Origin of the sequence: Acinetobacter sp. ABJ_C1_1 (assembly GCF_044684115.1) — a bacterium.
In the GTDB taxonomy this organism is placed as follows: Bacteria; Pseudomonadota; Gammaproteobacteria; order Pseudomonadales; family Moraxellaceae; genus Acinetobacter; species Acinetobacter nosocomialis_A.
Map to the genome: position 1 here is coordinate 1 of NZ_JBITPU010000018.1, position 22,292 is coordinate 22,292.

Genomic DNA, 22,292 nt, shown 5'->3' on the forward strand with positions numbered 1-22,292 from the left:
ATTTTGAGGATTCAATTTATAAGTTGTTAAAAAAAGAGTTATCTGAATATTCAAATATTATAATTAAATATGGAAAAAATGTTGATTTTATTATTGAATATAATGGAAAGAGATTGGCTGTTGAATGTAAGTCAAGTTTAAACCATCTTAACAATAAACAAATAAATGAATATTTTAATGATGAGAAAAATATTAATAACTTAATTGTTGTTAGTGAAAGTGATATTAAAGAAAATATGAAGGATGATTTGATATGTAAATATAGTAACTTGGGTAAAAATTTTAGAATTATAGATAATTTTAATAAAGAAGTTGAAAAAAAACTTATACTAGAAATAAAAAATATATTAATTTAAAGGCACCTAATGGTGCTTTTTTATATTTATTTTAGATAATGGATTAACTAATTTTTATTATTATATTGATTGGATAATAAATTGTGAATCTCTATATGTAAAGTGGATAAATGTTATAGCTTGAGCAACCTAATAATCATTAAATTTATTAAAAATATTAATGATTTATTTTTTATTCAGTAAAAGCTATCAGGTTTTTTTAAGAATTATTTGATAGAGGTACACCATTTATTTTTAAAGATTTAAGGAAAAATTCTATGTTATCTGATGGTAGACTCTACTACCAAAAGTATAAATTCTTTACTTAATTTTTTATATTAAAAAAATGAATACCTTTGGTTTTCTATACATTAGCAGGTCCTGCATACTTAGTATCGTGTATAAGTTCTAAGGTGTTTGGAATACCTTTATTATTGAGTAATTGATGTAACTGAATAATTTGTTTTGGGTCAATAATTGGGTCTTTGGTACTAAATAATATAAGAGTCGGTGGATACTGAGGCAAAATTGGAAGAGATGAGCTAGTCAAGGCCGCAGTTTCCATCTATTGAAATTTAAAATAAATATATTAATTTCTTAATTGTTTTCTGCCAGAATTAAATTTTCATCGATTTAGGATTCTTATGAGCATTTTGAAAAAAATTATTTTGCTAAGCTTTCTATTTCTTCTAGCAACTTTTATATGGTTGGGTTATTTAGTTTTTGTTGTTATTTGCGATAAATGACTTAAACTAATATCAAGTATTTGATTTTATTTAATATAAAAAATTGTATAAAAATAAGGAAATTAAATGATTTTAAAGAAACTTATATTAATTATCTTTTTATTAATGCTTGTAAAAAATGAGGCGTTTGCTGGTTCATCTAATGAATTACTTCTAGATGAGGGTAAAGATTATTTTGAAGGTACTCATGGTAAAGAGCGAGATTACGATAAAGCTTTAGAACTATTTTTAGTGGCTGCAAAACACGGAAGTCCTTTAGCAGAAGCTCGAATTGCATATATGTATCAAACCGGAACTGGAGTTACTCAAGACTATACCGAAGCTTTTAAGTGGAACCTTAAAGCTGCAAATCACGGAGAGTTACAAGCACAATATAATTTGGCATTGATGTATAAAGATGGTTTAGGCACAGAAAGAAACGATTCAAATGCCTTTAAATGGTTTAAACAGGCAGCACTTCAAGGTGATGTATCCGCTCAAATAGATTTGGGTTTAATGTATCAAAATGGCGAAGGCGTAGATAAGAATGTAGATAAAGCATTCACTTGGTATAAAACTGCTGCTGCACAAAATGATTTCATGGCTTTTTATTATTTGGGAACATTTTATGAAGAAGGAATCAGTGTTAAAAAAGATGAAAAGCTTGCATTTGATTACTATCGAAAAGCTGCATTATTAGAGTATGGACTTGGCCAATATGAATTAGCTAGATGCTACGAGTATGGCATTGGAACAGATAAGAACATGAGCAAGGCGATAGAGTGGTATGGTAAAGCAGCTAAGAGAGGCAGTGACGAAGCTATCAAAAAATTAAAAGAACTAGAAAGCAAAAAATTTTAGGTTTTAATCAATCAGTTAACTTATGTTCACTTAAAGCTAACTTCATGATTGATTTTTAAATTTTTCATATATGATATTTACGCCTGATAAGAGTATGATCGATAAAGTTAATTCAATTTTTTTAATATTTTAAATTGAGTTAGTTAGGAATAAAGATGCCAACAGTTATTGTAGAAAATGATATTTCACAGTGGGATGATTTAACCGGTGAGGTTTATCATTTTCCTAAAAGATATAAGGACTTACTCTTAACTGGTGAAAAAGTTATTTATTACAAAGGTCGGATGAAAGATAAAAATTTTGAATCCCGTCGACTAAGTAAGTTTCCTCATTATTTTGGTATCGCTGAGGTAGGAGATGTTATTTCCATCAATAACGACAAAGAACTCTTAGCGGAAATTATTAATTTTAGGCCTTTTGTTCAAGCAGTTGATTTTCAAATAAATAATGAATATCTAGAAAAAATTCCTAAAAATAAGGAAAAGAATTATTGGAGAGATGGCGTACGAAAGATTGATGATGATACTTACAATGCAATTATAAGCCTGGCGAATTTAGGACCTGTTTCACAAACAAAAACACTATTATCTGTTAAGGATACTCAAAGTTTTGAATCGGGAGTAGAGGGCAAGCCAACTCTACAAATTACTACTAAGTATGAAAGAGATCAAAATCTTAGAAAACAAGCGCTTTTAATTCATGGTTATACGTGTGTTGCATGTGGCTTTAACTTTGAAGAGTTTTATGGTGATTATGCGAAAGGATTTATCCATATCCATCATATAGAGCCGCTTTTTTCAGTAGGTGAAAAAGTAGTAAATCCTGAGACAGATCTAGTCCCATTATGTGCAAACTGCCATGCAGTTATTCATAGAAAAAGAGATAAAACATTAACAGTAGATGATCTACAAAAAATGATTAAAAGGAATGTGGTGTAAGTACATACCGGCTCAATTTCATGATTAACAGAAAAATAAACACGGATATTCCAATAACATCCGTGTAAGAAAATTGGTTTAAGTTAATGATGAAAGAAGAAGTTTGCTTAATTCATTCATCATTTAATGCGCATTCAAAGTTACTTGGGTTTTCTTTACATCTTACTTTTTTCAAAAAATTCATCATTTTAGGGTCATAAATACCTGCTTTGGTTAGCTGTATACGTGCCTCGCGCATCATTTTCATATAGTTTAATTGTTCATTTTTAGGAATATCCATCCAGTATTTTGAAGGAATATCACTTTCATATTTAGCAATAACGCCAAACGTTCTGTTTAGTTGACTGGCTACCCAAGTCCGTGACTTTTGCCCAAAACCAACTGGAAATTGGTCTTTACGAATAATGAAGTTTGCTGAAATTTGAGTTAAAGGAAAACGAACGATAGCGCCTTTCTCACCTAGACCTTTGTGTAGCTCAAAAGGTTTAAAGGCCACAATAGGAGCGGGCACAATATCAATTTCATGGTTATTAAATTTTGCACCGGCATTGGTAACGTCTACCGATACAGCCTGACCACCGACATGTTGAACAAGTTTTGGTTGGGCTTCATCATATTTAAATACCCCAATTTTTTTACCGGCAGCTTTAGCGAGTGTATTTATACTTCTATCATTTACAAATAAATATGCAGGGCCAATAGTCCCTAAACCTGCAATTTCGTAAGGACCTACCACCATGTTTTTTGCGGCCATAGGTGAGGACAACAGCTTATAGGCATTAATTGCCGTTTTCATATTTGTTAATGCGCCAACAGCATCTAAAGATCCTGTATATTTATTAAATTGACGGCCGCGTAAACCGCTAATAATAGCGCCATCACATTTTCCAACTTTTAAGTCTTCAGCCGCAACACGTTCATCAACATAGGCTTTTAAAGACATATCAGCTCCCCAATTTTTAGCTTCAAGAGCATAGTCTTTAGCTAAAGCAAAAGCTTCTCCAGACTTACCAATTGGGTCAAACACACAGATGACTTGTTGTTTGGCATAAAGAGTTGTGGTTAAACAGGTACTTGTAATCAATAAAATAACTTTCAAACGATCCATATTTAATTATCCATTATTCAAATTATAAAAATTATTTTATGAATCTGGCTTAGATTAGATATGACACCTCAATAAAAATTTAAAGAGAAAAAGTCAAAAGTCAGCTTTGAGTTGGATCTTATTTTTTTGAGATCTACCAGCAGGCTAAATTTAAAGAATAGCTGCACACACGTACTATATCAGTTTTTAAGAGCATGTAAAGAGGGTTTTAAAAATATTTATATAAATTTCAATAGGATAGGAAATATTCTGTATATTGCAATTTAGCCTAAGCAAATTAATAACTTTAGTAGCCAAAAGGCGATTTAGCAAATAATCTTTATGGTAGCCAGTAACCACAGTAGTGAGTAACTCAGCTCGCTAGGGCAAATATAAAAGTGTAATTACATTTTGTAGAAGGCTGCCTAGAGAATTATTCCGGCTAAAACTAGAAATAGGGTTGCCAAAGTAATTAAGAGCGCTAAGGCCCAGTAGACAGAGGCACAAGCTTAATAATTGACCACAGTAAAGAATAAACGGCGTAGCAGCAACGCAGAGTAGCCAAAGTCATATATAGGTAGGTTTCTACATATCTTATTTAACATAATATACATTATACGAACAGTTATATAATTCACTATTAAGTCCTTGATTCTGTTGCTGTACGTTTAGCTATATGTTGCCTCTACAAAGAATCATTAATTATTTTAGATGCGTATTATGCAATTTATAAAAAAGACCTTTGTTAAGGTCTTTTTGCACAGTTAAATTAATTTCATAATTTTATTTTGAAGAATTCCAATAATTGACGTAATTCAACTGTTGAATCCCTCGTTCTACAAACTCAGCATTTTGCCATTGTTTTACATCAACATCGCGTTTTATCAGTTTGGCCTTTAATGCAGTCTGTACACCTTCTTGTAGATGCCCTAGATAATATTCATCCAAAAGTGGTGAAAAAACTGTTTTTAAGGCTTTGTCTTGTAGACTTAATGCATAGAGTTCTGTTGGTAATCCTGCATTTTTGGTGACAAGTTGAATGGCATTATCGCGGTTTTCAGGCTGTGAAACCCAATGTGCTGATTGTAAAACTGTATTGACCAATGTTTGGACAATTTCAGGATGTTGTTTAATAAATTCACTACGACCCACCAAACCTGATTGAATTGTTCCAGCTCCATCCTGTCTCTGCCCAGTACTCAGAGGAACCTCTACAATTTTCTGTTGTTTGAGCGCTAGAATTGGCATTAAACCCCAGCTAGCATCAATTTGCTTAGCTGCAAGTGCTGCATTGGCCGCAGCAGGATCCAAATTAATAATGCGGAAATCTTTTTCAGTAAAGCCATATCGCTCGATATATTGATCAAACGATAATTGCATAGCAGTTCCTTGAAAAATTGCTATTCGTTTACCTTTTAACTGTTCGAGACTGGTATATCCTTTATTTGGCAAAACACCCAAATAAGCATCTATGTGCCGTCCAGTTGCTACCAGTAACGTGGTATCGATTTGATTCGATTTACCAATAATAGCGGCTAAGTCGCCTAAAAAAGCAAAATCTAATTGTTTATTGGCCAAAGCTTCATTAATTACAGGTCCTGCACCTTTAAAAAATTGCCATTCAACTTGAATATTTTTCTTTGCAAATTCTTTTTCAAGTAACTGATTTAAATAAATATAATCAACTAATAGTGTGCCGCTGCTGTGTCTTTCACTACTGCTTAGATCAGGTACTGCAATTCTAATTTTTACAATGTTTTCAGTCTGATTTGTTGTTTTTGATGGTGCTGATGAAGATGGTTTGAAAATAAACAGAAGCAAAGCGATAAAAATAAGCGCAGGAATAATCCAGATAAATCGATTACGTTTTGATAGTGTGGCCATATCGTTTTTCTCAACAACATATACAACGTCACTGCTTAACGACAGTGACGTTCTGCATGCTTAAAATAGTCTTTAGTTGGCATTTAAAACAGCGTGAAGCTTGGCTTTTTCGAGTTGTTCTGCTGATAAATCTTTGGGTAATGTGGTTTTACCTTTTAAGCCATGTACACCAGTCGTTACTTCACCTGCAAGTGTAATTCGGCGTACAACGCGATGTTGATCGCCATAATCGTTAACCGCGTAGTGCTGTGTAGAGCGATTATCCCAAATCACCACATCTCCTTCCTGCCATTGCCAACGCACTGTATTTTCTGGTCGCGTTACTTTTTCTTGTAAAATATTAAATAAAAGCTGTGAATCACTTTGACTAAATCCTACAAGTCGTTTGAAAAAATGCCCCAGTAATAGGCTTTTCTTGCCCGTTTCTGGATGTAATACGACTACTGGATGCTCTGTCTCATACTTGGTAGATACAAAAATTTTCTTCAATCTCTCGAGTTGTTCAGGCTCGACATTTTGTTTTGGTCCCCCATAATCATATTCATTCGAATGTACAGCAACTAACTGCTCCGCAAATTGCTTTAAAAGCTCAGGAAGATCTTCATAAGCAGTTTCAGTATTTGCCCAAGTTGTATCGCCACCTGTTTCAGGGATGATTAGACTTCTCAAGATACTAATTTTAGGATAGGCATCCACAAAAGTGACATCAGTATGCCAAGAATTGGCGCGTGCACCTTTTTGTGAGTCAAGTTCAAAAATAAAATCTGTGCCATCCACCGCTGGTACTGTTGGATGTTTAACGGGTGAACCAAACAATTCTGCAAATTTCTCTTGTTCTGTGTCCCCCAAATGTTGCTGGCCACGAAAGAAGAGTACTTTATGCTCTAGTAGCGCATCGTGTATAAACTGAACTGTTGATGAATCAAGCTCAGAGCTTAAATGAATGCCTGATATTTCAGCCCCAATTCGACCAGTTAATTTTTTAACTTGTAGTTTTTGTGCTGGTTTCTGAATAAATGTGGTCATGTTAATTTCCTGTCGTAATATATGACTGAATTTTTATCAGAAACGGCGGCTTATTCTGTTATTTCAGAGACAATCCATCACGTAAAAAATTATTTTGATATTTAAATAATTAATAACACGCACATATGAAAATTAAATATGAAATTATATTTTTTTGAAATTTGAATAAATTTTAACTCTGATAAGCTGTTTAAAATCTTAGTTTATATCTCTGATTTATCATGAAAGCATCATCAATTATCGAGTTTAGGAATCCTATCTCAAAATATCAGAATGATTTTGACGGCGGACAATCTTCTGATCATCAAATTATAACCAATGAATTTATTCATAAAAGTATTCGTATTTTAGAAAACTATCAGGTTATTCAATCTTTATCTAATACAGAGAAAGCTACGCTTATTCAGCATTTAAAAATAAGAAAGTATTATCATAATCAAACGATATACAATCAAAATGATCCGTGCACTGATATCAATATTTTGCTTGAAGGCGCACTTAAACTTGGCTGGAGCACATCTCAAGGCAAATACCACACCGATATTTTTGTGCCCTCAGGTACATTAATCAATATTGTTCCGATCGTAACGGGTCAACCCCTCCTTCACGACCACATTGCACAAGGTAGAACGGTCATTGCCAACCTTCCTGGCCAATTGTTTATGGATGTCATCAGAAATAATGCAGATGCTTTATTCATGGTGTTGAAATTAATCTGTGTAAGAACACAACTAAATCGTGAACAAAATTTCATTTATTCAACTGAAACATTGCAAACACGTCTCGCTAAAAAACTAGTTTTTCTAGTGGATTATCATTCCTATCAGGACAAAGATAAAATTTTACTGAATCTCAAATTGAGTCAGGAAAATCTAGCAGAACTTTTGCAGACTTCAAGACAAAGCATTAATAAAGAACTAGCAGCACTTTCGAACCAAAACATCATTGAGGTTAAATACAATCAAATCTTTATTTTGGACTTTGAAAAACTAAGCGATATTGCACAGACTCATCAGTTGCACACTACCACCAAGTTCCTTTGATATATCTGCTTTTGTCATAATGATATGATTTTATTAGGAGATAACTGTCAGAATAGAAACAGAATAAAAATTTGTCATATTTACACTAAGCATTTTAGTCGCTTTGTTGGATAAAACATGACAGATGTAAATATCAATAACCAACCTAATATTTTATTGATTGTGGCAGATGATTTAGGCTTTTCAGATTTAGGTGCTTTTGGCGGAGAAATCAATACACCTCATTTGAATGAATTAGCATTAAACGGCTTAAGACTGACTAATTTTCATACGGCGTCAACCTGCTCCCCCACTCGTGCGATGTTACTTTCAGGCACTGACCATCATTTAGCTGGTTTAGGGACCATGGCAGAGGCCCTCACCCCAGAACTTGAAGGTAAAGAAGGCTACGAAGGTGTATTAAATAACAAAGTTGCCGCATTACCAGAATTATTAAAAGATGCGGGTTACTACACCATTATGTCTGGAAAATGGCATTTGGGACTAAAACCAGAATATTTTCCAATTCAAAAAGGGTTTGAACGTTCTTTTGCACTATTACCGGGTGCAGCTAATCATTATCTTTTTGAAGCCGATATTCCAGAAGATCAAATTCCACGCTTACTTAAGTCAACAAAAGGACTCTATGCAGAGGATGATGAGTTTTCGGAAGAACTACCACAAGGGTTTTATTCATCAGATTATTTTACCACTCGCCTTCTAGACTTCTTACAAGATGATGAAGCACGCCAAGGACGTCCTTTTTTTGCATATTTACCTTTCTCTGCACCGCACTGGCCACTTCAGGCACCTCAGGAAGATATCGATCGATATAAAGGACGCTATGCGGATGGCCCCGTTAAATTGCGTGAACAGCGCCTTGAAAAACTCAAGCAACTTCAATTGGTAGATCCGGAAACAACGATTCACCCTGTCTTAGCTAGAACTCCATTCTGGGAAAACCTTACTCAAGAGCAACGTGATAAGTCTTCAAGAATTATGGAAGTTTATGCGGCCATGGTAGATCGTATGGATCAAAACGTTGGACGTGTGGTGGAATACCTCAAAGATCGAGGGGAATTGGACAATACCATTGTTATTTTCCTATCAGACAATGGTGCAGAAGGTGCTCAACTCGAAGCTCTACCCGTCTTTGGCGGCCAACTTAATGAAATTATCGAGCAATATTACGACAACAGTATTGATAATATTGGACGAGCAAATTCATATGTTTGGTACGGAGAACATTGGGCACAAGCAGCCACCGCTCCTGCTCGCCTATATAAAGCCCATACTAGCGAAGGTGGAATTAGAACAGTTTCTTTCATTCACTACGCAGGGTTTAAACGCCAAAATCAGATCAGTCACGAGTTTTTGACGGTCATGGATTTACTACCAACCCTACTGGATTATTTAAATATTCAGCATCCCGGTCAGGTGTATAAAGGCCGTCAATTGGTGCCACTCCGTGGTCGTTCTATCTTGCCCTACTTACAAGTACAACAAAATCACATTCACAGTGAAGATCATGTCACAGGCTGGGAGTTATTTGGTCAAAAGGCTCTGCGCAAAGGAGAATGGAAAGCGCTCTTTATCCCTGCGCCAAATGGTCCAAATCGCTGGCAGCTATATAACCTTAAAGATGATAAAGGTGAAACTCAGGATTTGGCAAAACAATATCCAGAAAAGCTCGATGAATTACTCAAAGAATGGGCAACTTATGTCAAAGAAAATGGAGTGATTGAAAATGTTCAACAACGAAGATTATTACAGAATGATCAGCTAGAATCATTTGAAGCATAAAAATAACGAACAAATTAATATTTAGATTGAACTAAGCCAGCATCTCATGCTGGCTTTTATATTTGCCGCCTGCACAATATTTTAAAAGGCCTATGTTTTAAAAAATTACTATTAAATATAAAGATAAGATCATCAAAATATAAACTTAAGTTTGTACTGATAATGACAGTGTTCAATTACATAAAAATTAAAATCATCACAAAGAAAACACAAAATGGAGTCATTAATGTCAGTTCAAAAGCACACCTTTCACTTCAAGAGAAAAAGATTAGTTTTAAATAAAATCACGCAAAGTCTGTTTATTTCACTTATAGGGTGTGCAGGATATTCATCTATTGTCTATGCCGAAGATACTTCCGCTATAGCGATAAAGGAAGCCAGTACTTCAAATTCACAGTCAAACAGTAAAGCAGATGATATCATTCAGCTTGCAGATGTTATTGTGACTACACGAAGACGTGAAGAAAAAGCACAAAATGTTCCAACACCCATTAGTATTTTAAGTGCTAAAACACTGGAAACACAAAAACTCAGTAAACTTGAAGATCTACAACAAGCCCTACCCAGCCTTAATGTAGCTTTCTTGAACCCACGTCAATCTAGTGTAGCGGTTCGGGGTTTGGGTAATAACCCAGCCAGTGATGGTTTGGAAGCTAGTGTTGGGGTCTATCTGGACAATGTTTACTTAGGTCGCCCGGGCATGGCTGTATTTGATTTATTAGATATTGCTCAACTCGAATTATTACGCGGGCCACAAGGGACATTATTTGGTAAAAATACTACGGCGGGCCTATTAAATATTAGCTCAAAACAGCCTACCTTCGACCCAGACCATTCTGCTGAAATTTCTTTTGGCTCACGCAATTATTTGCAAGCTAAAGGAACGTTTTCAGATGCACTATCTGAAAATGTAGCAGGCCGACTCTCTTTTTATAAAACGACTCAGGATGGTTTTATTCATAATACCTATAATGGTAAAGATTATAACAATACAGATCGCGAGGGTGTCCGCGGTCAAATTCTCTGGAAACCGCAAGAGAATTTTAATTTACGTTTAATTGCAGATTACAACAAACAAGATGATGATCAAGGCGCGATGGTCGTGTACTACGCTGGGCCAACGTTTAACAGTACCGTATATGGAAATAACTACAATCGTTACTTAGAAAATGCCACACAGTCAGGTGCCAAAAATCTTTATACCAACTGGAAAGACAAACAGATTCATTCAGATGCCCCACAACACATGTCTGTTGAGCAAGGTGGTGGATCGGCAGAGGCCAATTGGTCGCTAGATAGCGGTAAAAAAATTACGTCGATTAGTGCATATCGCTTTTGGAACTTCACTCCAACCAACAGTGATTTTATTAGTTCAAATGCATTGACGAATGCTGGCGTTTCGGTTCGAGATAAACAGTATTCTCAAGAGCTACGTCTAACATCTGCTGGAAATCAAAAAGTGGATTGGGTAACGGGCCTATATTACTTTCAGCAACAGTTAGACAATACGACTTTCTCTTTATATGGAGATACGGCGGACGCATTCTATCTTTACAACGTTCCGAGCGTGAGAACCTTAATTGCAAATGGCCAATCGAATATTTTGAATAATCGAGATTCGTATTCATATGGAACAACTGAGACAAAAAGCTCAGCATTATTTGGTCAAAGTACATGGCATGCGACACCGAAGCTAGACATTACTACAGGTGCACGAGTCACCTATGAAGATAAATCTGCCAGTATTTATAGAACCGACCCTATTGGCGGTACACCAGTTTCAGGTTTAAGCGTGGCAGAGCGTAATTTACTAAATGCCCAACTTGGCGCATACGACTCAGGTGAACTGAAGCAACATGGATTAAGTTACTCTGGCTTACTGACTGGCAGTTATCGGGTAAATCCGAGCACACTGGCCTATGCAACGTATTCACACGGCGAGAAATCAGGTGGCTTTAACCTAAGCATTGGTTCTGCACCAGCAGCGGGTGCTAACTCGTTAAAGGTTGATCCTGAAAAAGCAGATAACTATGAAATTGGGTTAAAACAAAATTTTCTTAATAATACCTTACAGTTAAATAGCAATATATTCTGGATTGATGTTTCTGACTATCAAACCACAAGCTATGAACAAGTCGGTAACTCTGTGGTTAGTGTATTGGCAAATGCAGGTAAAGTACGCAGCCGAGGGATTGAACTCGATGCAACCTATCAACCTATTCGTCGCCTTACACTTAATTTTAATGGTTCTCTTAACGATACCACTTATACAGAATATAAAAATGCCCCTGCTCCATCCAATATCAGCATTCCAACAGGCGTAAATACACAAGATTTGTCTGGAGAGCGTGTATATGGCGTACCGAAGTGGATTGCAAATTTCAATTTCCGTTATGACTTAGCTGAGCATAATAACTGGCAACCCTATGTCTCAGGAAGTTATGCTTGGCGAGATTGGTCATATGGCTCTTTAGATAATAACCCGTACAGTGTCATTAAAGCCTATGGATTAACAAATGCGAGTCTAGGTGCACGACATAGTATTGGTGAAAATGAACTGGATGTTGCGCTATGGGTAAAAAACCTCACCAATGAAACCTATGTAACCAATACATGGAATTCTTCTAATGGTATTGTTCTCGCTAGTTTAGGTCAGCCTCGTACCATTGGTGCAACCGTGAAACTTAGCTTTTAACAAATAAAATGCTCAATCATTGCAGCATTGGCTCCTAAAAAGCCATGCTGCAAATTTTGTATAGAGTTATGGCGTATTTAGAATAGCGTCAATCTGAGTCAACTCATCTGCACTAAACGTCGTATTTTGCAATGCTTTTAAGTTTTCGATGATCTGCTCTGGACGACTAGCACCAATAATTGTCGATGTAATGCGTTCATCACGTAAAACCCATGATAATGACAATTGAGCCAGTGTTTGGTCTCGACGCTTTGCTATTTCATTTAACTGCTGTATTTGCTGTAGCTTCAATGAAACGAGATGCTCTGACTGTAAATAACGACTACCACGCCCAATACGTGAGTCTTCAGGTACACCATTCAGATATCGTCCAGCCAATAGGCCTTGGGCCAGTGGTGAGAACGTAATTACACCAAAACCCTCTTGTTTAGCAGTTTCCATTAAACCTTGCTCAATTTGACGTTCAAAAAAATTGTAAATCGGTTGATGCAAAGTAAGTGGAACGTGATAGGCCTGAAGCAATTCTATCAACTGCAAAGTTAATTCTGGTGTATATCCAGAAGAAATCCCCACATAGAGTGCTTTACCTTGCTGCACAATATCGGCAAGTGTCTTGGCTGTTTCTTCAAGCGGTGTTTCTGGGTCATAACGATGTGAATAAAAAATATCGACATAATCAAGCCCCAGTCGCTGCAAGCTTTGATCAAGACTAGCCATTAGGTATTTTCGGCTGCTACCACCTTGTCCATAAGGTCCAGGCCACATGTCCCAGCCTGCTTTTGTCGAAATAATAAGTTCGTCTCGATATGGCTTGAAGTCATTTTTTAAAAAGTGCTCAATATTTTTCTCTGCACTTCCAAAGGGTGTTCCATAATTATTGGCCAGATCAAAATGATTAATTCCATGATCAAACGCCGTGTAAAGTACCGATTTTTGTTGTTGAATTGGGGTGTCATCTCCAAAGTTATGCCAGCAACCGAGTGACAATGGTGGTAATACCAAACCACTATTTTTAATTTTTCGATATTGGAATGAATCATATCTTTCTGAATTTGCGAGATACATACTTTGTCCTTTTATTCGGCAGCAGCCAAGAGGCCGAGGTTTTGTCTTAATGTTTGACCTTCGTATTCTTTGCGGAATAAATTGCGCTGTTGAAGGATGGGAATAACCAGATCGACAAAGTCTCTAATTCCGTTTGATATGACGGCAGGCATAATGTTAAATCCATCTGCTGCACCACTGATGAACCACTCCTCAAGCTGGTCGGCGATATATTCTGGCTTTCCAACCAAACAAAAATGCCCTCGTCCCGATGCAATACGTTGATAGAGCTGTTTAATGGTTAGACCCTGCTCTTGCCCGAGCGCCTGAATTAATTGCTGGCGACTTTGCTGCCCCGTTTGGGTTTCAGATAAATCTAAGGAAGCTAAAGGCTCGTTCACATCAACACCGCTTAAGTCAAAATTGCCCAACATTCTTCCTAAAAGCCCAAGGCCAATATCATCATCAACGAGCTCATCTAAAAGCTGTTGCTGTTTCTCAGCCTCTTCATGCGTATGTGCAACAAGCACATATACACCCGGCATGACCACTAACTCATGTTCTTGGCGATCAAAGTCTTCAAGACGTTGCTTTACATCACTATAAAATTGCTGTGCAGCGGCTAAGTTAGATTGCGCAGTAAAAATGACATCTGCCGTACGAGCTGCCAGATTTTTGCCTCGTTCTGAACTACCTGCCTGAACCACTACAGGGTGAGACTGTGGGCTTGGGCTAATATTGAGTGGACCTTTTACCTGAAAAATATCACCGCAATGATTGAGCGTGTGTACCTTCTCTGGATTAAAGAAAATACCTGTGGCTTTATCATGAATAGCTGCATCTTCATCCCAACTATTCCAAAGTCCTTTTACCACATCGTGAAATTCTTCAGCACGTGCATAACGGTCTTGATGTTTGACATGTTCCTTTGTACTGAAATTTTTCGCTTCAAGTGCAAAATCGGTGGTGACGAGGTTCCAGCCTGCACGTCCAGCAGAAATCTGGTCTAAAGAAGCAAACTTTCTTGCGAGATGATATGGCTCATTATAGGTTGTCGTGGCTGTTCCAATGAGTCCAATATGACGGGTTTGTGTCGCAATTGCCGAAAGTAATGTGAGAGGTTCAATCTCGCTACCGCGAATTTTGCCTGATGTCGCAGTTGATGGATCAACAGCTAAACTATCGGCAAAAAAAATGGCATCAAACTTCCCCTCTTCAGCTATTTTTGCTGCACTTAAGTAACGCTCATAGGGGCTTAGGTTTAATTGACTCGCTGGATGTCTCCAACTGGCCAAATGATGGCCATAACCGTCTAAAAATAAATTAAGGTGAAGCTTTCTTGTAGACGAAGGATTACTCATTTTAATCAGTCCAATGGATGGGTGTACACCTCGAAAAAAACGAGGTGTACTAGACATACTTTTTAGAAATTTTTACGGAATGAAATGCCAAAATAGCGTTCATCATCTCTAGGGACTTGACGAGTAATACGGCTACCATTTGTGCTCAGTAAGGTTGCATATGATTTATCCGTTATATTTCGTACATTCAATGCCAATCGCCAGTCAGAAGCAGTATCAGCTAAAGCAATGCTCGCATTCAAAAGTCCATATGCACCCTGAATAGTGTTTTGGTTCTGGTCGAGACTGAACTGAACTTTGCTTTGCCATGCATATTGGGTTGAAAGTTCAATTTGCTTGTTATTTGCCAGAGTAAAATAGCGATCAAGCTGAGTATTAAATTTCCAATCCGGAGAAAATGGCAGCGGTTTACCATTTACATTTGGGCATGAGGTATCGGCAGCTGGACATTTGAAGTCATCAATTCGTGCATGTGTATAGGCACCTGAAAAGTTTAATGCCCAATTTGGATTAATCTTATATACCGAATCAATTTCAGCCCCATAGGTAGAGACACTTCCTGCATTAACCAAGCGGGTTATTGGGAAACCATTTGGATCGAGGGTTCTAAAATTTGCCTGATAGTTATCATAATCCGTATTAAATAACGCCACATTGACACGCAGACGATTATTCAGCCATTGAGATTTGAGTCCAAGTTCGTAAGAGTTAGCTGTTTCTGGATCAATGACAGGTGTATCATTTTGCTGCATATTAAAATAAACGTTATATGCAGGACCTTTATAACCTCTCGAATAGGTAAAATAGCCCAATATATTCGGTGTAAAGTCATATTGAGGTCCAATGCGACCTGAAACTCCAGTTTCACTGGTCGATCCATCACTGCTAAATGAAGAACGAATGGCATTTCGGACACCTACACTACTTGGAACAGTTGAAACTCGGCTGTGATCATAAGACAACTCATCTCGAGTAACACGTAAACCAGCAATCCATCTCAATCGATTTGTGAAATGAAAGGTACCTTCACCAAATGCAGCATAGTTGGTGCTGTCTGTATTATAGATTGCCTTACCAAAATCTACGACATAGGCATTAGAGGCATTGTTGTACCAAGTTGACTCACGTTGATAAGTCTCATCGTTTTTGTTCTTTGAAAAATATAGACCCGCGACATAATCAAAGAAGCCATGATCAAGCGGCTTAATTCTAATTTCTTGAGAAAATTGCTTACTGTTAACATGCCCTAAATCGGCAATTCCAGCAAAATTTGGTGTCGGAGCAGCAAGCTGATCACTGTCACCAATCTGTGTGTTTTTCCATTGGCGAAAGGCTGTAATCGATGACAATTGATGATTGGTTAATGTCCAGTCTGCCGTAAGCGCTACACCCTGATTGGTATCATCAGTCGACGCTTGAGTATTTTCAACTGTACTTCGATTGGTTGGAGATGCCACAACAGGCGATAATGCTGCTGCATAGTTGGCATCAGTATTTTTAACCACAATGCCTGTCGGAGCACTTCCTTTTTTATGCAGATAATCGGCAGTAAAGCCTAAAACTAAACTATCGGTAGGCGTATATTCAAATTTGGTTCTAAACCCATAATTTTTATAGCCATTAACATCTTGATTTGTTGTAAGGTTGTCTACATTGCCATCAAAATTACCTAATAGCGCCGAGACATTGGCAGTTAATTTTTCAGGAATTAATGTACCAGATGCTCCTAGTTTAATTCGTTGTTCACCATCGTTGGTGGCATAGGCATCAATATAACCAGAGGTTTCACTGGTTGGATTTTTTGTCACAATATTGACTACACCTGCCGATGCATTTTTACCAAAAAGTGTTCCTTGCGGACCACGAAGGACTTCAATACGATCCACATCTAACAAATCGAGTGTTGCTTGCCCCGGTCGGCTGTAAACAACACCATCGATCACTGTTGAGACTGAAGGCTCAACACCAGGTGAAGTGGTAACAGTACCAATACCGCGAACAAATAAAGAAGTATCTTTATTGGAAGCTCCAGCCCGAAAGTTAACACTCGGTACTTGTGTTACCAATGTTTCAAGTGAGTTTCGCTGTTGCTTATCGAGTTCCTTTCCACTAATGACTGAAACGGCAACAGGTACTTTTTGGAGTGATTCTTCACGGCGTGTTGCTGTCACAACTACGGTCTCTAATTGTGCCACATCCTCTGAAGAACGTGCGGTGCTTGAGACTGTTTCTGCATGAGCTTGTCCCCAAACTGACAAGATACTCAGCGAAAGCAGACTTAAATTTAAAATTTTTTGTTTAGTTGCTGACGTGAACGGATCACGCGCTACATTTCTCGAATGTATCGACATTATTTACCCCATAATTAAGTTTTAAAAGACGATGCTTATTTCACTGATTTCAAATATTCGTACTGCTGAGTTGGTTTCCAGTAAGTCTTTAAATTTGATTGTTCAAGTGATTGATTTACGAATGACGGATTAATCCAGCTTTTGACGTCAATATTTTTGCGTATCAACCCTTGTTGCGTAGCCAAAGTGATTTTTTGCTGCAATTGTTGGGTGTAATAGCCATCAAATAACGGTGAATATAAAAACTTCAGATTTACACCATTGAGTTCCTGAGCATAGATAGATGCTGGATAACCCGATTGGGTAAAAAAGAGTGCGACTTGTGGTACTCGATTTTGCTCATTTGAGAGCCAATTCAGCCCTTTTACAACCTGAGTCACAACCTGTTGTGTTTCATTTGGATGTTGTCGAATAAACGATTGACGACCTAAAAACACACCTTGAGTAGATCCTGCACCATTTAACTGACGACTACTTATAGGCAAGTTAACGATGTGTTTGTCACGTAACGCAAAAAATCGAGAAGGTCCCCATGACGCATCAATTTTTTTTGCGGCCAAAGCAGCGTTGACGGCGTTAAAGTCTAAATTGACTACTCGCACATCGCTGAGCTTTAAACCTTGGCTGTTCAATGCACTCACAAATGACAATTCATCTGCTGTTCCTCTTAACAAACCAACGCGTTTTCCTTTTAATTCAGCAAAGTTTTTGATCGGAAGATCAGATCTTACCGCTAGATAATTGGTGATGCCACGCGCCGTTGGAACAAGTAATTGGGTATCTAATCCATTGGCTTTACCAATGATTGGAGGTAAATCCCCTAAAAAGGCAAAATCCAGTTGATTGTTGGCCAATGCTTCATTAATGGCTGGCCCAGCACCTTTGAAGAAGTGCCATTCCACTTTGACATTGTTTTTTGCAAGCTCTTGCTCAAGCCATTTTTTGTTGTAAAGCACATCAACAACTCCACCACCCGCGTGTTTTTGACCAGCTGTCAAATCAGGAGAACCAATTCGGATTGTTTTAAGGCTTTCAGCGTAACTGGCATGTCCAAAAGCCAATAAGCTCAGCAAGATCAATTTCTTAAAAATTGATTGTTTCATTATATTTTCCACATTTTTTATTGATAAATTAGCGTCGTATTATTTAGACACTTATGACGTAGATGGCTTAATTTGCTTACTCGCTTTACCATCGATATCAACAGGAACATCGCCTGCCAACGTAACGCGTCGCATAATACGCAAGGCATTACCATAATCATTGACGGCTAAATGCTGAGTGGCACGGTTGTCCCAAATAGCGACATCACCGTCCTTCCACGTCCAGCGAATCGTGTTTTCTGGTTTAGTGATACGATCTTGAAAAATTTCAAATAGCTTGTTGGACTCTTTAGCAGTCAGACCCACAAATCGTTTAAAAAATTGGCCTAAAATTAAGGTTCGCTTACCTGTTTCAGGATGTACTCTGACCAATGGGTGTTCTGCCTCATAGACCGTTGAAGCAAAGATTTTTTGATGGCGTTTTACGACTTCATCACTTGCAGAAGGCCGAAAACCACCATAATCAAAATCATTGGTGTGAATCGCACGGAGCTGATTGGCAAGGAGCTTTAGTGGCTCAGGCAATTCATCATAGGCTGCTTCTGTATTTGCCCATGTGGTATCGCCCCCTCGATTGGGAGTAGTTACCGCTCTTAAAATGCTGATTTTTGGATAATTTGAAACAAAGGTGACATCGGTATGCCAAACGTCTGCACGACCGTCATGACGGGAATCAAGTTCAAATATATAAGTCGAACCTTCTGCCACTGGAACAGTAGGATGTGAAATAGGTTGCCCAAGTAATTCGGCAAACTTTTCTTGCTCTTGATCTGTTAAATGTTCCTGATTACGGAAAAAAATAACTTTATGTTCAAGCAATGATTGCCTAATTTGATTCAAAACCTCAGGGTTAAGGTTTGAAGATAATTCAACACCATTAATTTGCGCACCGATACGACCTGCTAAAGGGATTACATCGATTAACTCACTCACTGGTTTTCTTATTAATAAATCTGCCATATCATCGTTCTCATCATTGATGATATGAGTTTAGAAATTACCCCCTTTAAATTCTGCAACAAAAATTACATAGCATTTCTGCATTTATGAAAAATTATTCATAATTCGTCATAATCTCTTTAGTGCAGTAAGGCTTTTAATTTGTCGATGTCTTTGACAGAGATATGATTATATTTTGTTTCTATAATACCTTCTTCAACAAACCACTGAATTTCCTTTCTGATACTTTGTCTCGATATTTTTAAAAGTTCAGCTAAATTTTCTTGTGAGAGTTTTAACAAAACCTCAATGCCTTTTTGAGTTTGAGTCGAAAAAAATTCGATTAAATAGATGAGCTGTCGTGCAATTTGTACCTTTAAAGGCTGCGTAGAGGTGTGATAGATATCATTGTCTAAAAGCCGTGTTCGCTGGCATACCAATTTTAAAACCTGATATAGCATGCGTGAATTGTGCTGTATGGTGTGCTTAAAGATATGCTCAGGAATGGTTGCAATCACAGTTGCTTCATGTGCAACATATTCATGTTCTAAGGCAGATTCAGAAATAAGATAGACAATATTTAATAGTGCGCCTGTAGGAATAAAACGATGAATAAGATATTTTCCATCGTATGAATTCCAACCTAATTTGAGTACACCACTTAAAACAATGATGAGTTCACGACAGTCTTGATTTCTCGAATATAGTACTTGCCCTTGATAAAGATGCTTTATCTTAATTTCATTAAATAATTTTTGCTTTTCTTCAAGCGAACATGCGTCCATGAATTCACATTCTGACAGCATTTGTTCAGCCAGTTTTTTATATTCAAAGGTAATGTTGAAATCTTGATAACGATTGATATGAGTTTGATCTAATAAATCTAAAAAATGATCATAGTTATTTCTTCTTTTATCGTTATAAACAAGTGTTGTCATTCGCCATCTCACCATCAAATTGAAGCTCTAAAATAGACCATACAACCTAATCGTGAAATTCAAGTTTAATATAAATTTAGATTAAACAATTATATAAAAATCAAGATCTCAAATTTGGATCTTGATTTTCTTTTGTCTTGTTTATTTTGATAGAACTTAAGACTTAGGCGACGTAATGACTGATAGTTTATCAACGCCTACCCGTTCTATGCTGGCCAGTAACTTGGCAACCGTACCATAAGGAACTGTCTCATCTGCATTCAGGTTCAGAGCCAGTTTAGGATTGGCTGCCTTACGCGTTTGAATGGCCTGTTCGAAGTGTTCAAGAGTGACTTTATCTTTATCCAGATAAATTTCGCCTTTTGGATTAACACTAATGACCACAGCCTTGGTCTGATCTGTAACCTGTGTTGGTGCCGCTTTGGGTAAGTTTACCTTAACAGTATTGGTCAGTAAGGGCGCCGTGACGATAAACACAATCAACAGAACCAACATCACATCTACTAGAGGGGTAATGTTGATCTCGCTGACGACATCATCTTGTTCCGATGTTGAAATTGCCATTATGCATATACCTTTTCTTTATTGTGGGTATGGCTTAACTCGCTGGCTGGAATGCTTGTATTTGTTGTTTTTGCCTTGACAGTCTTAAGCTGGAAACCTGATTTTTGGTTTAGGCTGACAAAATCGGTCGCAAAGTCATCTAGTTCTGCACCGATAGTTTTTACTTTACGCACGAAATAGTTATATGCCAGTACCGCTGGAACAGCCACTGCAATCCCGATGCCTGTTGCAACTAGCGCTTCACCAATAGGCCCTGCAACGACATCCATACTGGCATTACCTGAATGTGCAATGGCCTGTAAAGCATGGATAATCCCAAAGACTGTACCAAATAGCCCAATGAAAGGTGCATTATTACCAATTGATGCGAGCAAGGCAGAACCTTTTTCTAACTGGCGGCGTTCAGACAGAATTTGTTTGCGTAAATGACGCTCAAGTAAATCTTGACGACTCCAGCTATGTTGTAAATCTTGATGAGTATCATCGTCTGCATCGGCAAGTGTTTTAAAACCAGTATTTGCAATACGTGCCACTGGTCCTTGCCCTACTTCCGATTTTTGAATAGCATCTTGCAGATTTTTTGCACTCCAGAATTCTTCGGCAAAGGCTTTACTTTGTCGGTCAGCTTTTTGGGTTTGAACCAGTTTAATGACAATCAAACCCCACGTCACAACTGAAAAAGCAACCAATAACCAGATAGTCCCATCGTGGATCAGGGAGTTTATATCACTCATGTTAAAATTCCTTATAGATCAATATTAAGTTAAAAATTATTTCGGGAGCTGATAGTGAATAGGAATATCGACCCAACCTTCGATTGGTGTCTTCCCTTTTAAAGCGGGTGAGAATTTCCATTGTTTTACGGTTCTCACCGCTGCACTATCGAGTATTTTTTTGCCACTGCTCTGTTTGACTGTCACGCTATCAGGGCTGCCATTTGGCAAGACTTTTACCCTCAAGATGACTGAACCTTCCCAACCTCGATCGAGAGCCTGTTCAGGATATTCAGGCGCTGGATTACTCAAATAACCTGCATAGCCTTTTGCTTCTGTAACTGGCAAGTTGTCATCAGCAGCTTTCGCAGGTGCTTCAGCGGGTTTTGAAACGGGTTGTTGAACAGGAGCCGCCACCACGTTTTTACTTAAGGGTTCCGCTACAGGCCGTGGTTGCTCTACTACCTTATGCTGTTCAACAGGTTTAGGCTGCTCAACGTGTTTCTGTACAGGTTTTGGTGTCTCTATTTGCTTTTGTACAGGCTCAGGCTTTGGGCTAACAGGCGGTATCTTTGGCTTTTGCACCACTGGAGGGATTTTAGGTTCAATCACCTTAGGTGGTTCAGGCGGTTTGACAATCTCTATCACCACAGGATCAGGTGTTTTGACATCAAGCTGAGGTGTAGGAAGTTGTTTGGCGATATACCAGATTCCCAAATGTGCTGCAGCAACGGCGACAATCGCAATTGCTAAAGCATTCTTTTTTGGCCCAGCAGGATCATTTCCAGCATCTACGTTATGGCTAAAAGGATCATTAACCGTCGTTGCCTGGGTGACCTGATTGGATAATTGCTCAAATAAAAATGCTTTTCTAATCGAGCCTTGACTAAATTCACTCATCAC

18 protein-coding genes and 1 pseudogene are annotated in these 22,292 nt (G+C 37.7%); 6 read left to right on the top strand and 13 right to left on the bottom strand.

Translation table 11 applies throughout. The features are described from left to right. The coding region (locus tag ACG59Z_RS16530) for a hypothetical protein (RefSeq protein WP_400200401.1) at window positions 1-356 on the top strand (356 nt) is incomplete at its 5' end. Window positions 357-699: 343 nt separating this feature from the next. On the opposite strand, the pseudogene ACG59Z_RS16535 reads toward ACG59Z_RS16530, so the two are convergent. Next, window positions 700-900 (bottom strand): annotated as a pseudogene (locus tag ACG59Z_RS16535) (alpha/beta hydrolase); the annotation flags it as partial. A gap of 247 nt (window positions 901-1,147) precedes the next feature. Between ACG59Z_RS16535 and ACG59Z_RS16540 the strand changes: the two are divergent. Next, entirely contained in the window at window positions 1,148-1,921 is a 774-nt protein-coding gene (locus ACG59Z_RS16540; protein ID WP_400200403.1) for a tetratricopeptide repeat protein, read from the top strand. A gap of 155 nt (window positions 1,922-2,076) precedes the next feature. Beyond that, complete coding sequence (locus ACG59Z_RS16545; RefSeq protein ID WP_400200405.1) at window positions 2,077-2,859, top strand: HNH endonuclease; 783 nt, start codon at window positions 2,077-2,079, stop codon at window positions 2,857-2,859. A 112-nt stretch (window positions 2,860-2,971) separates the two neighbouring features. Here the strand turns inward: ACG59Z_RS16545 and adeT1 are convergent, their stop codons facing one another. The 3 genes from adeT1 to ACG59Z_RS16560 all read right to left on the bottom strand — a co-directional run bounded on the left by adeT1 (window position 2,972) and on the right by ACG59Z_RS16560 (window position 6,856). Then, window positions 2,972-3,967 (bottom strand): putative multidrug efflux protein AdeT1, encoded by a 996-nt coding sequence (gene adeT1 / locus ACG59Z_RS16550; protein ID WP_400200406.1) that lies wholly within the window; start codon window positions 3,965-3,967, stop codon window positions 2,972-2,974. A 762-nt stretch (window positions 3,968-4,729) separates the two neighbouring features. Then, the gene (locus ACG59Z_RS16555; RefSeq protein WP_400200408.1) at window positions 4,730-5,830 is read right to left on the bottom strand and encodes an ABC transporter substrate-binding protein; all 1,101 of its coding nucleotides are present in this window, start codon (window positions 5,828-5,830) and stop codon (window positions 4,730-4,732) included. 72 nt (window positions 5,831-5,902) lie between these two features. Next, the gene (locus tag ACG59Z_RS16560; RefSeq protein WP_400200409.1) at window positions 5,903-6,856 is read right to left on the bottom strand and encodes a TauD/TfdA dioxygenase family protein; all 954 of its coding nucleotides are present in this window, start codon (window positions 6,854-6,856) and stop codon (window positions 5,903-5,905) included. Window positions 6,857-7,077: 221 nt separating this feature from the next. Here ACG59Z_RS16560 and ACG59Z_RS16565 point away from each other — a divergent pair, with 221 nt between their 5' ends. The 3 genes from ACG59Z_RS16565 (at window position 7,078) to ACG59Z_RS16575 (ending at window position 12,376) form a co-directional block, all read left to right on the top strand. Continuing rightward, a complete protein-coding gene (locus ACG59Z_RS16565; protein WP_400200410.1) occupies window positions 7,078-7,899 on the top strand; it encodes a Crp/Fnr family transcriptional regulator in 822 nt (273 codons plus the stop codon). A 117-nt stretch (window positions 7,900-8,016) separates the two neighbouring features. Continuing rightward, entirely contained in the window at window positions 8,017-9,681 is a 1,665-nt protein-coding gene (locus tag ACG59Z_RS16570; RefSeq protein WP_400200412.1) for an arylsulfatase, read from the top strand. 214 nt (window positions 9,682-9,895) lie between these two features. Continuing rightward, on the top strand, window positions 9,896-12,376 hold the full coding sequence (locus ACG59Z_RS16575; RefSeq protein WP_400200414.1) for a TonB-dependent receptor: 2,481 nt from the start codon (window positions 9,896-9,898) through the stop codon (window positions 12,374-12,376). Between the two features lie 66 nt (window positions 12,377-12,442). Here ACG59Z_RS16575 and mgrA read toward each other — a convergent pair whose 3' ends face one another. The 9 genes from mgrA to ACG59Z_RS16620 all read right to left on the bottom strand — a co-directional run bounded on the left by mgrA (window position 12,443) and on the right by ACG59Z_RS16620 (window position 22,289). After that, window positions 12,443-13,441, bottom strand: coding sequence for an L-glyceraldehyde 3-phosphate reductase (gene mgrA, locus ACG59Z_RS16580; protein WP_400200416.1), 999 nt, complete (start codon window positions 13,439-13,441; stop codon window positions 12,443-12,445). Between the two features lie 11 nt (window positions 13,442-13,452). Then, window positions 13,453-14,781, bottom strand: a complete 1,329-nt coding sequence (locus ACG59Z_RS16585) for an LLM class flavin-dependent oxidoreductase (RefSeq protein WP_400200418.1) — start codon at window positions 14,779-14,781, stop codon at window positions 13,453-13,455. Window positions 14,782-14,843: 62 nt separating this feature from the next. Next, the gene (locus ACG59Z_RS16590; RefSeq protein ID WP_272347860.1) at window positions 14,844-17,039 is read right to left on the bottom strand and encodes a TonB-dependent receptor; all 2,196 of its coding nucleotides are present in this window, start codon (window positions 17,037-17,039) and stop codon (window positions 14,844-14,846) included. A 128-nt stretch (window positions 17,040-17,167) separates the two neighbouring features. Beyond that, a complete protein-coding gene (locus ACG59Z_RS16595; protein WP_400200420.1) occupies window positions 17,168-18,235 on the bottom strand; it encodes an ABC transporter substrate-binding protein in 1,068 nt (355 codons plus the stop codon). Window positions 18,236-18,286: 51 nt separating this feature from the next. Beyond that, on the bottom strand, window positions 18,287-19,195 hold the full coding sequence (locus ACG59Z_RS16600) for a TauD/TfdA family dioxygenase (RefSeq protein ID WP_022574514.1): 909 nt from the start codon (window positions 19,193-19,195) through the stop codon (window positions 18,287-18,289). Window positions 19,196-19,314: 119 nt separating this feature from the next. Further along, window positions 19,315-20,112, bottom strand: a complete 798-nt coding sequence (locus ACG59Z_RS16605) for a Crp/Fnr family transcriptional regulator (protein ID WP_014206770.1) — start codon at window positions 20,110-20,112, stop codon at window positions 19,315-19,317. 156 nt (window positions 20,113-20,268) lie between these two features. Continuing rightward, the gene (locus tag ACG59Z_RS16610; protein WP_004925095.1) at window positions 20,269-20,676 is read right to left on the bottom strand and encodes a biopolymer transporter ExbD; all 408 of its coding nucleotides are present in this window, start codon (window positions 20,674-20,676) and stop codon (window positions 20,269-20,271) included. Beyond that, window positions 20,676-21,410, bottom strand: coding sequence for a MotA/TolQ/ExbB proton channel family protein (locus ACG59Z_RS16615; RefSeq protein ID WP_279985261.1), 735 nt, complete (start codon window positions 21,408-21,410; stop codon window positions 20,676-20,678). Before ACG59Z_RS16615 ends, ACG59Z_RS16610 begins: the two co-directional genes overlap by 1 nt. Before the next feature lie 36 nt (window positions 21,411-21,446). Then, window positions 21,447-22,289: a TonB family protein gene (locus tag ACG59Z_RS16620; RefSeq protein WP_400200425.1), complete on the bottom strand. Its 843-nt coding sequence runs from the start codon at window positions 22,287-22,289 to the stop codon at window positions 21,447-21,449. Window positions 22,290-22,292 lie beyond the last annotated feature (3 nt).